A 12,194-nucleotide genomic window follows, 5' to 3' on the forward strand; every position below is an offset into this window, starting at 1 on the left:
TCCCCCGCTTTTCTCGGGCTCCGTGGCCGTCATGTCCCCTCCACACGGCGGACACGGAGTGCGCGGCCGTCCAGCCGGGCGAACAGCACCCGGCCCGCGGCGGTCCTGGGAATGTGCTCCACCCGGCACGGCGCCACCGCCCGCTGGTGCGGCGGCAGCAGTTCGGCGAGGTGGTCGTGCAGCTCGTCGTCGCTGACCGGGCGGCGCAGCACGACGTAGCCGGTGGCGGTGCGGCCGGGCACGGCCGCCACGGCGGCGTCGACGACGGCCGGGTGCCGCAGCAGCGCGTCCTCGACGCGCCGGGGCGAGGCCGGGCGGCCCCTGACGGTGATCAGGTCGGTGCGGCGGTCCACCACGTGGAAGCGGCCCAGCTCGTCGGCGAAGGCGATGTCGCCGGTGCGCACCCAGCCGTCCTCGTCGCCGGTGGGCGGATGGCCCCCGGCCGGGCCGCCGTGGTACTCCGACGCCACCTGCGGCCCCCGGACCAGCAGCTCGCCGGGGTCGCCCGGCACGCGGTCGGCGCCGCTGGGCGGGTCCACCACCCGGCACTGGGTCCACGGCAGGCAGGGCCCGACGGAGCCGTACTCGCCCTCCTGCTCGGCCAGGGCGTGGAAGTGGGTGGCGGGCGCGGCCTCGGCGAGGCCGTAGGCCTGCTTGACGACGGCGCCGGTGCGCAGCCGGCAGGCCAGCGCGGTGGCGGCGGCCAGCGGGGCGCCGGTGCACACCACCAGCCGCAGCGAGCCTAAGCCGTACTGGCTGACCAGGGGGTCCTCGGCGAGCGCCCGCACCATCGGCGGGCCGACCACGGCGACCGTGACGCGGTGCCGCTCGACCATGGCCAGGAAGTCGGCGAGGTCGGGACGGGCGGCGGTGACGAGGGTGGCGCCCAGGCACAGGGAGTGGTTCAGCACGCCGCCGAAGCCGAAGGGGTGGCCGAAGGGCAGGGTGGTGGCCACGCGGTCCTCGGTGCGGATGTCGGCGGTGACGACCAGCTGGAGGGTGCCGGCCACCAGGTTGTGGTGGCGCAGCCTGGCCGCGCGGGGCAGCCCGGCCTGGCTGCCGCCGTAGCCGAGCACGGCCAGGTCGCCGGGGCCCGGCGCGGGCGGCGCCGTGTCGGTCGGCCCGCCCGGCGACATCAGCGAGGAGAAGGGCACGGCCTCGTCGGCCGCCTGCGGCCCCGGCGCCGCGCGGCGGTCCTCGTCGGTGACGCGGGCGTCGACGGTGAGCACCTGCCGCACGCCGGTGCCGCGGCTGGCCGCCAGGCCGCGCGGCAGCCGGGCCGGGTCGGTGACCAGGTAGCGGGCGCCGCTGTGGTGCAGCAGCCGGGCGAGCAGCGACTCCGGCAGCTGCTCGGGGACGGGCGCCACCACGCCCCCGGCCGCCAGCACACTGTGCGCGACCAGGGGGTACTCGGGGACGTTGGGCAGGTCCAGGACGACGGTCTCGCCGGGGCGCAGCCCCTGGCGGGCCAGCCCGACCGAGGCGGCCGAGAGCGCGGAGGCCAGCCGCGCGTAGCTCAGCGTGCGGCCGGTGTCGGCGTCGATCACCGCCGGACGGGAGCCCCGCGCGCGTGCCCGGCCGAGCGTCGCCTGGGTGATGTTCACCTCAGGGATCGGCACTTCCGGGTGGGGGCTCCGGTAGATCATGCCCCGACCGTACGACGTGCATTTGCATCGGCACATGCGTCGAACCGTGCAGTTTCGCGCGAATCGGCGTCCGGGATGTGTAGCCGCCGCCCCGCCCGCTGCCGGACCGCCACCGGCGGCCGCCTACATCCCGCGCCCGTCGCCCGCCCGAATACCGAGACGATATATGTCCTGACCTGAGACGTCGCAGCGAACCTGAGGCGGCGGCGCGCCGAGGCGCCCTGCATCTGGGCAGATCTGCCCAGCTGCCACGGGATAGTCCGAGTTGTCCATAGAGCTGCGCGACGGTGTGCCCGGGCCGGTGCGCTCACGCCGAGTCGAGCACGGTCCCCGGCTCTGCCCCGGCGTCCTGGGCCACCTGCCAGATGGCGATCTCGGTACGGGAGCGGAAGCCCAGCTTCGCCAGGATGTTGGCGATGTGCCGCGCGACCGTGGCCGGGCTGATCACCAGTTCGGCCGCGATCGACCGGTTGGTCAACCCGCCCGCCACCAGGCGGGCGATCTCGCGCTCGCGGTTGGTCAGCGCCTCCGCCGCGACCAGGGGCCGCCCGGCGGGCGCCGCCGGCCGGACCGCGGGAGCCGGGCGCCGCGGCCCGGTCCCCGCGGGCGGCTCGGGGGCGGCCGGCGGCGGAGCCGGCTCGGCGCCGCCCCGCCGCGCGTAGCGCACGGCCGCGTCCACGTCCATCGCCTCGCCCTCTAACCAGGCCTGGCGCGCCGCCGCCTCGCCGATCGCCGCGCCCGCCGCGGCCGCGATGCCGTCGGGCCCGCCGCTGGGCCCCGCCCCGCCCGCCGGATGCTTCAGCGCCGCCCGCAGCGCCGCTGCCGCCCCGGCCAGCCGCGCCGCCTCCGCGTACCGCTCCTCCCGCAGCGCCACCCCCGCCAGCGCGCCGAGCCCGCGCGCCACCCCCAGCCGCTGGCCCGAACCGTGGCTGAGCGCCACGCTCTCCACGATCCGCGACCTGGCCAGCGCGTGGTCGCCGCGCGCCGTGGCCAGCCTGGCCAGCCCGGACAGGCAGCGCGCGATCTCGGGGCGGGCGTTGACCGAGCGCAGCAGCGCCAGCGCCTCGGTGTAGTGCCGCTCGGCCGTGGCGAGGTCGCCGCGGATCTCCACGATCCGGCCGAGCCCCACCAGCGACCGCGCCACGCACCAGGCGTGGTCGATCGAACGGAAGATCCGCAGGCTCTCCGCGCACAGCAGCTCGGCCCGCTCCAGGTCGCCTGTCATCGCCACCGCCGGGCCGTGGATCGTCAGCGCGATGCCCTCGTTCCACAGGTCGCCCTCGGCCCTGCTGATCCGCAGCGACTCGTCCAGCAGCGGCCCGGCCGCCGCCGGGTCGCCCGATCGCAGCTCGGCCATGGCCAGGATGTTCAGCGCGGTGGTGACGGAGTGGTGGTCGCCCGCCTCCCGGCACAGCCGCAGCCCTTCGGCGCCGAACCGCTTGGCCGCCTCGCGGTCGTCGTTCTCGAAGGCCATCTCGGCCCGCCGCACCAGCGCCGCCCCCCGCAGTCCGGGGTCGGCGCCCGCGGCCGCCGCCAGGAAGCGGTCGGCCCAGCCCGCCCCCTCCGTGGACTCCCCACGCGGCACCCAGTAGGTGCGCAGCGCCACGCTGAACCGCAGCCCCTCCGCCACGTCGCCCCGCTCCAGGCACCACGACAGCGCCGAGCGCAGATTGTCGTGGTTGGCCACCGCGCGGTCCAGCCACGGCACCCGCTCGGCCCAGCTGGCGCCGATGCCCATCGCGTTGTGCCTGGCCAGCTCCTCGGCGAGCCGCAGCATCTCGTCGCGGTGCCGCCCGCGCAGCACCGCCGTGTCGCCCGCCTCGTCCAGGCGCTCGGCCGCGTACTGGCGCAGGGTGTCCAGCATCCGGTAGCGCAGGTGCCCGGCGACCTCGCGGTCCACCGTGACGAAGGACTTGTCCAGCAGCGCGGTCAGCAGCTCCAGGATCCCGTCGCGCGGCAGGGCGGCGTCCGCGCACACCGACTCGGCGAGCTCCAGCGACCAGCCGGAGAACACCGACAGCCGCGCCAGCAGCGTCCGCTCCGGCCCGGTCAGCAGCTCGTAGCTCCAGTCCACGGTGGCGCGCAGGGTGCGCTGGCGGGCCGGGGCGGTGCGCTCGCCGGTGCGCAGCAGCGCGAAGCGGTCGGTGAGCCGGTCGGCGATCTGCTGCGGCGTCAGCACCCGCACGCGTGCGGCGGCCAGCTCGATGGCCAGCGGAATCCCGTCCAGCATCCGGCAGATCCGCCCGACGGTCGGCGCGTTCGCCGAGGTCAGTTTGAAGTCGGGGTGCGCAGCCGACGCCCGGTCGGTGAACAGCCGCACCGCCTCGAAGGCCGACCAGGCCGTCGGCGCGGCCAGCGCGCAGGACGCGGGGTCGCCCACCGGCTCGGGCGGGAGGCTCAGCGGCGGCACCCGCCACACGGTCTCACCGCTGATGCGCAGCGGGTCGCGGCTGGTGGCCAGGATGGTCAGGTACGGGGCGACGGCGAGCAGCCGGCGGCACAGCGGGGCGAGCGCGTCGAGCAGGTGCTCGCAGTTGTCCATCACCAGCAGCAGCCGCCGCGAGCGCAGTGCGTCGGCGAGGGTGTCGAACAGCGCGTGCCCGGCCTCCTCGCGGATGCCCAGGGCGCCGGTGACGCGCGCGGTGACCAGCTCGCCCTGCTCCAGGTCGGCCAGCTCCACCAGCCACACCCCGTCGCGGTAGCCGTCCAGCAGCGCCGTGGCGACCCGCAGCGCCAGCCGCGTCTTGCCGATGCCGCCCACCCCGCACAGCGTCAGCAGGCGGCTGCTCCCGAGAAGCTGGGTGATCTCGGAGAGGTCGCGTTCGCGGTCGATGAAGCTGTTCGGCTCGACGGGCAGGTTGTGCCGCGGCTGCGGGCGGGGGTCGGCCATCCTGGCTCACGGGCTCCTCACGGCGAGGGGGCGGGGGCGGTCGGGAACGTGCCCTGCGGCTGCTGTGGCTATACCCCTATTCCCGGCGCCGCTCCGTGCTGAGCCCTTCCCGCAGCGCCCAGGTGGCAACCTGGGTACGGCCGCGCAGACCCAGTTTGCGCATGATGTTGGCGAGATGGCGGGCGACCGTGGCCGGGCTGATGAACAGGCGCTCGCCGATGGCGCGGTTGGACAGGCCCTCGGCCAGCAGCGCGCTGATCTCCCGCTCGCGCGGGGTGAGCTCGGCGGCGCTCAGCGGCGGACCGGAGACCGGCGGCCCCGGGAACTCCACCGCGGCGGCCACCGCGTCCTCGGTGCCCAGCCCGCGGCCGCGCTCCCAGGCGTCCTTGGCGGCCTCGTCGCCCAGCCGCGCCACCGCCGCCGCCAGCAGGCGGTCGCCGTTGCGCGACAGCTGCCCGGACTCGTCGCGCAGCCGGGACGCGGCCCCGCCCAATAGCGCGGCCCGCTCGGGCTGCCCCTCGCGCACGGCCAGCGAGGCCAGCGCCTCCAGGCTCCGCGCGACGGCCAGCCGCTGGCCGGTCGCCTTGCTCAGCCGCAGGCTCTCCACCAGCAGCTCGCGGGCCCTGGCGTAGTCGGACTGCTCGGTCAGCACCCGCCCGGTCTGCGCCAGGCAGCGGGCGATCTCGGGCGCCGCCCCGATGCTGCGGGCCAGCGGCAGCGCCTCCTCGAAGCGGGCCCGCGCCGCCGAAAGGTCGCCCCTGACCATGGCCAGGGTGCCCAGACCGGCCAGGCCCCTGGCCACCCCCCACTGGTTGTCGACATCCTGGAAGGCCCGGATGGCTGCGTGGTTGGCGCGCTCGGCCTCCTCCAGGCGGCCCTGGCGGGCCAGCACGCTCGCGGCGATGCCGAGCGCGAAGGCCTCCTCCCAGCGGTCGCCGGAGCGCTCCGACACCCGCACCGCCTCCTCGGCCAGCTCCAGCGCGCGGTCCAGCGAGGCCGTGCGGGCCAGCTGCATCGCCAGCGCGCTGAGCCCGGAGGCGACCACGGCCGGAGCGGCGTGCTCGCGGGCCAGCGCCAGACCGTCGGCGGCGACGGCGGCCAGGTCCTCGCGGGCGCCGAGGTCGAAGGCGAGTTCGGCGTAGCGGATCCGCGCCTCGCCGAGCACGGCGGGAGCGACGCGGGAGGTGTCGCGCTCCAGGAAGCGGCGCAGCCACAGGGCGCCCTCGGTGAAGCGGCCGCGCAGCACCCAGTAGGTGCGCAGCGCGTTGCACACGCGCAGGCCCTGCTCGGTGGCGCCGCCCGCCAGCGACCAGTTGAGGGCGGCGTGCAGATTGCCCTGCTCGTAGTCGCCCCGGCGGACGGTGCGCACCTGCTGCCGCCACGGGGTGCCGCGCCGGAAGCCCGCGGCGGTGGACCGCTCGCAGTCGGCCACGACGTAGTCGCGGTGGCGGTCGCGCAGCGCCGTCTCCTCACCGGAGGCGGCCAGCTGCTCGGCGGCGTAGTGGCGGATGGTGTCCAGCAGCCGGTACCTGGCCAGCCCGTCGACCTCGCCGTCGAACATCACCAGCGACTTATCTAGCAGCGAGGTGTGCAGGTCGAGCACATCCTCGCGCGGCAGGGAGCGGTCGCCGCAGACCTCCTCGGCGATGTCCAGCGACCAGCCGGAGAACACCGACAGCCGTCGCAGCAGGGTGCGCTCGGCGTCCGACAGCAGGTCGTGGCTCCAGTCGACGGTGGCACGCAGGGTCTGCTGGCGGGCGGGGGCGGCGCGGTCGCCGCGGGTCAGCAGCCGGAAGCGGTCCGACAGCCGGTCCAGGATCTGGTCGAGGGTCAGCACCCGCACCCACGCCGCCGCCAGTTCGATGCCCAGCGGGATGCCGTCGAGCATCCGGCACAGGTCCACCACCGCGCCGATGGTGTCCGGCGTGGTGTCGAAGTCGGGCCGCACGGCGGCGGCTCGGGCGCAGAACAGCTCGATGGCGCCGTGCGAGAGCACCTCGTCGAGCTGGCCGGGCTCGATCGGCATCGCCGGGTTGGGGCACGACAGCGGCGGCACCCGCCACACGGTCTCGCCCGGCACCCGCAGCGTCTCGCGGCTGGTGGCGAGCACGCGCAGCCGGGTGCCTGAGGTGATCAGCGCCCGCACCAGGTCGGCGACGGCCTCGATCAGGTGCTCGCAGGTGTCCAGGAGCAGCAGCATCCGGCGGTCGCGCAGCGCCGCCACCATGGTGGCGCGCAGCGGGCGGTCGGGCTCCTCCAGCACGCCGAGCGTGGCGGCGATGCGCGAGTCGACGTGCTCGGGCCGGTCCAGCTCGGCGAGCTGCACCATCCGGACTCCGTCGGCGAAGTCGTCGGCGGCGCGCAGCGCGACCTGCGTGGCCAGGCGGCTCTTGCCGATACCGCCGACTCCGCACAGCGTGACGAGGCGATTGTCGGCCAGGAGTTGACGGATCTCGGCGACATCGCGGTCGCGGCCGAAGAATCCGTTCGGCTCGGCCGGCAGATTGTGGCGGTGCTGCCCAGTGGTCATGTCGGGGTAGATCGATTGCTCGCGGCAGGGGAGGGCGGAGGGTTAAGCAGGTCAAAACGGTGTCGGACGTAGTTTGTCATTAACCGCGGGGTCCTCGTCCATAACATGACCAAAATTGGACGAATTGCCCCGTGGAGTGCGGGTCTGACAGTACAGAAATGATCTTGACCTGCGTACCGTCGTCATTTCGGGTAATTGCGCGATCCGAAACCGACGCTCCGCGCCTCTGCCAGGGCGGCCGCCCGGACGCGGTCAGCCCGGCTCGACCGCGACCCCCATCGAGCGGGCCGTCCCGGCCACCGTGCGCATCGCCGCCTCGATATCGCCGGTGTTGAGGTCCGGCAGCTTCCGCTCCGCGATCGAGCGCAGCTGCGCGCGGGTCAGTACGCCCGCCCGCTCGTGCCCCGGCCGCCCGGCGCCGGGGCCGCCCAGCGCCCGGCGGATCAGGTACGCGGTGGGCGGCGTCTTGAGCCGCAGCGCGAACGAGCGGTCCTCGAAGACGGTCACCACGGCCGGCACCACCTCGCCGCGCTGCCCGGCGGTGGCCGAGTCGTAGGCCCGCTTCACCTCCATCAGGTTCGCGCCGGCCTGGCCGAGCGTCTTGCCGAGGTCGGCCACTGCCGCGTCCCCGGCGCTGAGGTTCAGCGTCGCCTCGAACACCGCCTTGCGCGATCCGCGCGCCCCCTGTGTCGCCGCCATGGTCGCCCCTTCGCATCCGTGCTGGTCACCGGCTGCATGGACGCTAGAGACTCCAGCCGCTGGAGACGCAAACCGGTTTTCCGTGGCGGCGCGCGCAAGGGGCGGGCACGGGAACGGGGGCACGTCCGCGCCGGTGCGGCGCGGACGTGCCCCCGCGGCGTGATGGGGCGAAGCCTTCGTCAGCCGAAGGTCACGTCACTGCACAGGTAGTAGGACTGGTCGAGGTGGCTGGCCTGCCAGATCGTGTAGACGACGTGGCGGCCGGTGCGCCCGGGGGCGCTGAGGTTGCTGATGACGGTCGTCTCGGCCGGCGCGTAGGAGCCGGTCGTCCGGATCAGCTCGAGGTCGCTCCAGCGCAGCGGCTGGGTGGCGGTGTTGACGCCCTGGCGCGTGACGTAGATCTGGAAGTAGTCCGCGCCGTGCCGGGCCTGGTCGGTCAGCGTGACCGAGAAGTTGCTGCTGCTGGGCAGCCGGGTGGTCTGCCAGGCGCCGACGGCGTCGAGAGCGTTGTAGCGACCGCCCTCGGCGCGGCCGCCGCTGCACAGCTGCCCGTCGGGAATGGAGCCCCGGTGGTTGCCGCGAAGGTTCTCGCGGTACAGGCCGTTCCAGTTCCACATGGCATTCGGATTGGCCTGCCACGCCTGCCAGCACATCGGGTCCTGCTGGGCCATGTTGGGGTTCAGGTGGTCATGGCCCCAACGCTCCCAGCAACCGTAATTGCGGGTGGCGGGCGAGGTGATGGAACCGTGCGCCGAAGCGGTTCCCGTGAACATCGTGGAGAGCAGCAAGAGGCTGGTCAGCGCCACGAGGATCGGGCGCAGAGCGGATCGCACGCGGACGTGCGGGGGAGAAAACATGGGCACCAGATCTCCGGTAGAACGGCGATTTCTGATGCGGCGTCCAAGTCGAGATAATAAGCGGGTAACACTGCCTTAATCAAGATGGACGTGATCGTCCCGTTAAGTTGATCTTGGAATTGTGTCGATTCCTTTTGTCGCGCTCCGGGTTTTGTCTCAGCCGGTCGGGTGGCCCCGCACGGCCGGCATGAACCGTCCGCGGACAGGGGCCGCTCGTCCGGCGGCACGGCGGCGCCGAGGCACCAGACGCACCTCGGCGCGGCCGCCGGCCCGGTGCGGACATGCGCACGGCCGATGCACGGGTCGGCGGTAGGCGGGGCGCCGGCAATGGGTCCCCGTGGCGCTAGGGCCCTCCGCCCGTGCGCGCCTCCAGGGCGAGGAATGCCACGTCGGGCGTACGCCCTCGCGAGCTCCGGGCAGATCGACGCGCAAGTCGGACATGGTGGGAGCGTCGGTCCAGTGGCGTGCAAGCCGGCGGACATGCCGGCCGCGGTCCAGTAGGCGTTCCGCTTGCTGGGGCAGGCGGTCCGCTGTTCCCAAGGAAGGACGCTCCCTCCCTGCTCGACGGGCGCGACCGGGCGCTCCCGCCGCCTGCCGCCGCTCGCTCCGGCATCTTCCGGCGCCGTTCTCCGGCGTGACCGGCGCCCGAGCACGGTAGAGCCGTCCCGCAGCCCGTGCCGCGCCGGCTCCTCCAAGGCTGCGCCGCCTCCATCCCCGAGTCCGCACGCGGATCGGATGCGCAGACGCAGCGGCCTGCGAAGCAGGCATCCGGCAGCGCTCGCCGGGACGGACACCGGTCAAGGCGGTCGCCGCCGACCCGCCGCACGCACCATCGGCGCCGCACGGCCAGCGCTCGGACGATCTCCCGCATCCGCTTCCCGGCACCGCTGTGCGCCCGTACATGCACCAGCGCCCGGACCGCCGTCGCGCCGCCGCCCTGCGATGAGCCCGGTGCGGCCGCCGCATGCGTTGGCCCGCGGATCTCAGGACCGGTTTCGAGTGGCTCGTCGCCCCCGCCGCTGCCATGTCAACCTCGGATCCAGCACTATCGTCCGGACCGCCGACACCCGGCCGATCTCCGTCGCGCCGCTAGTCCCTCAGGACGCGGAAGCCGCCGGTCACGTCCATGGCCTCGACCGGTCCGGCCATCGCGCCCGGCGCGGTGGCCGTCTGAGGCATGGCGCCGCCGCTCCGATGGCCGGGGTCCCGGTCGCCGCGGTTCCGTCCGGCCCGGCGCCGAGCGCGGACCACGGGCGTCTGCGGAGACCCGTAACTGAGAACCGTTTTCGAGTAGGCTTGCCGCGATTCGCCGTCTCTTACCGGGGTTGCGCCGTGTCCACCACCGACGATCGGCACTCGACGTGGGCCGACGACGATCTGATCCCGCCGGACGAATGGGGGCGCCGCAGGCAGAGCGAGACCACCCGCACGGTCTGGCTGTTCGCCGCGATCGCGGTGCTCCTCGCGGTCGGGCACTCCTTGCTGTCGGGCTGGCTCACCGCGCCCGCCTTCCTGGCCTGGGCCACCATCTTCGTCGCGATCTGCCTGCAGGCGCTGCCGTTCCTGGTGTTCGGCGTGGCGCTGTCGGCGGCGCTGACGGCCTTCGTGCCCGCCTCGTGGTGGGCGCGGGCGGTGCCCAGGCGGGCCGGGCTCGCGGTGCCGGTGGCCGGGCTGGCCGGGGCGGTGCTGCCCGGCTGCGAGTGCGCCTCGGTTCCGGTCGCGGGCGGCCTGATCCGGCGCGGGGTGGCGCCGGCCGCCGCCCTCACCTTCCTGCTCTCGGCCCCGGCCATCAACCCGATCGTGCTGGTGGCCACCGCCGTCGCCTTCCCCGACCAGCCCGAGATGGTGCTGGCCCGCTTCGTCGCCTCGCTCGCGGTCGCCGTCGCGATCGGGCTGCTGTGGGCCCGCTTCGGCCGGGCCGAGTGGCTGCGGCTGCCGCGCCGCCCCCACGTCGAGGGCGGCGGCCGGTGGGCGGTGTTCCGCGCCTCCATGGAGCACGACCTCCTGCACGCGGGCGGCTTCCTGGTGGTCGGCGGGCTGGCCGCCGCCACCCTCAACGTCGCCGTGCCCCGCGACTGGCTCACGGCGGTGGCGGAGAACCCCTGGCTGGCCGTGCTGGCGCTGGCCGTGCTCGCCGTGCTCCTCTCGATCTGCTCCGAGGCCGACGCCTTCGTGGCGGCGAGCCTGACCGCGTTCTCACCCGTCGCCCAGCTGGTGTTCCTGGTGGTCGGGCCGATGGTCGACCTCAAACTGATCGCTCTGCAGGCCGGCACCTTCGGTCGCGCGTTCGTGGTCCGGTTCGCCCCGGCCACCTTCGCCGCCGCCGTCGCGGCCGGCGCGCTCGTGGGATGGTGGCTGCTGTGAACCGCATGGCGCAGGGAATGGTGCTGGTGCTCCTGGGCGCGGCCGCGCTGGGCTGCACCCTCGCCTCCGACCTCTACCTGAACTACGTCCAGGGTGCCTTCCGCCCGTTCCTCGCCGCCGCCGGGGCGGTGCTGGCGCTGCTGGGCGCGGCCCGGGTGGCCGCCGAACTCCGGCGCACACTGCGCCCGCCGGCCGAGGACGGCACCGCCGAGGCCGTCGCGCAGGGCGGCGACGGCGGCGAGGCCCACGGCGACCCGCACGACCACGCCCATGGCGCGCCCCGGGTGGCCTGGCTGCTGCTGCTTCCCGCGATCTTCGTCTTCGTGGTCAGCCCGCCGCCGCTTGGCGCCTTCACCGCCGAGACCGGCCAGCGCGCCGAGCCGCCCGCCGAGGCGGCCGCCGGACCGGCGGCGGCCGCGCTCGAACCGCTGCCGGAGGCCGACGGCCCCGTCGCCATCGAACTCAAGGACTTCCTGATGCGCGCCTGGCTGGCCGACCCGGGCCTCGAGGGTCGCGAGGTGCAGCTCACCGGCTTCGTCACCGAGAGCGACGAGGGCGGCTGGTACCTCACCCGGCTGGAGATGAACTGCTGCGCGGCCGACGCCATCGTGAACCAGGTGGTCGTCTCGGGCGCCGAAGCGCCGCCGACCGACTCCTGGGTGAGCGTCGTGGGCACGTGGGTGCCGCCCCAGGGCGACACCTCGGAGCAGGTGCCGACACCGGAGCTGGCGGCCCTGACGGTCATCGGGCTGGACGCCCCTCCCGACCCCTACGAGTAGGGCGCCTTCACCCGTCTGAGCCTGTCCGTCCGACCGGCCGCATGTCGCGGCCTACCGTCTGACATCTCGCGGCGGAGCCGCGCCGCCTGCCCGTATGAGCGGCGGTCCGTTCGCCGTCCTGAGCCTGTTCGCCCTGAAGCTCGCGTCGCGGCCGCATGGCTTGACCCGTGGCGGTGCCGGCCGCCCGCCTGGACCTGCTCGTCCGATGGCAACCCTGCGGCGGGGCACGCCCTGACGTGTGCGTGCAAGCTGCGCTCGTCGTCCGACTGAGCCCGTTCATCCCGCCAAAGCCTCGGGATGCGGCCGCCACGACTGATCGCCCACATTCGAGGAATGATTACGGTTATCATATCCAGGCGTCGCATGGTTGCAGAGTGTGACCGTATCGCGGTGACGTGTCCGCGCGGCACCCACCCACAGGACTCTCGG

Annotated in this window: 7 protein-coding genes; 2 read left to right on the forward strand and 5 right to left on the reverse strand. The window is 74.5% G+C overall.

The window, feature by feature from the left end; translation table 11 throughout:
- Window positions 1-29: 29 nt before the first annotated feature.
- The 5 genes from CLV72_RS03725 to CLV72_RS03745 all read right to left on the reverse strand — a co-directional run bounded on the left by CLV72_RS03725 (window position 30) and on the right by CLV72_RS03745 (window position 8,598).
- Complete coding sequence (locus CLV72_RS03725) at window positions 30-1,646, reverse strand: AMP-binding protein (protein ID WP_170140860.1); 1,617 nt, start codon at window positions 1,644-1,646, stop codon at window positions 30-32.
- Between the two features lie 307 nt (window positions 1,647-1,953).
- Window positions 1,954-4,536 (reverse strand): helix-turn-helix transcriptional regulator, encoded by a 2,583-nt coding sequence (locus tag CLV72_RS03730; RefSeq protein ID WP_106239187.1) that lies wholly within the window; start codon window positions 4,534-4,536, stop codon window positions 1,954-1,956.
- A 76-nt stretch (window positions 4,537-4,612) separates the two neighbouring features.
- Entirely contained in the window at window positions 4,613-7,066 is a 2,454-nt protein-coding gene (locus CLV72_RS03735) for an ATP-binding protein (protein ID WP_106239191.1), read from the reverse strand.
- 252 nt (window positions 7,067-7,318) lie between these two features.
- Window positions 7,319-7,765 carry an uL11 family ribosomal protein gene (locus CLV72_RS03740; protein WP_106239193.1) on the reverse strand — a complete coding sequence of 149 codons (447 nt, stop codon included), beginning with the start codon at window positions 7,763-7,765 and terminating at the stop codon, window positions 7,319-7,321.
- A 179-nt stretch (window positions 7,766-7,944) separates the two neighbouring features.
- Window positions 7,945-8,598: a lytic polysaccharide monooxygenase auxiliary activity family 9 protein gene (locus CLV72_RS03745; protein WP_483860563.1), complete on the reverse strand. Its 654-nt coding sequence runs from the start codon at window positions 8,596-8,598 to the stop codon at window positions 7,945-7,947.
- Window positions 8,599-9,954: 1,356 nt separating this feature from the next.
- Here CLV72_RS03745 and CLV72_RS03750 point away from each other — a divergent pair.
- Together CLV72_RS03750 and CLV72_RS03755 are read left to right on the forward strand one after the other, a co-directional pair.
- On the forward strand, window positions 9,955-10,986 hold the full coding sequence (locus tag CLV72_RS03750) for a permease (RefSeq protein WP_245929844.1): 1,032 nt from the start codon (window positions 9,955-9,957) through the stop codon (window positions 10,984-10,986).
- Window positions 10,987-10,991: 5 nt separating this feature from the next.
- Window positions 10,992-11,765, forward strand: a complete 774-nt coding sequence (locus CLV72_RS03755; protein WP_245929845.1) for a TIGR03943 family putative permease subunit — start codon at window positions 10,992-10,994, stop codon at window positions 11,763-11,765.
- Window positions 11,766-12,194: the final 429 nt, after the last annotated feature.

The sequence above is a fragment of the Allonocardiopsis opalescens genome, from assembly GCF_003002095.1.
Classification (GTDB): domain Bacteria; phylum Actinomycetota; class Actinomycetes; order Streptosporangiales; family Streptosporangiaceae; genus Allonocardiopsis; species Allonocardiopsis opalescens.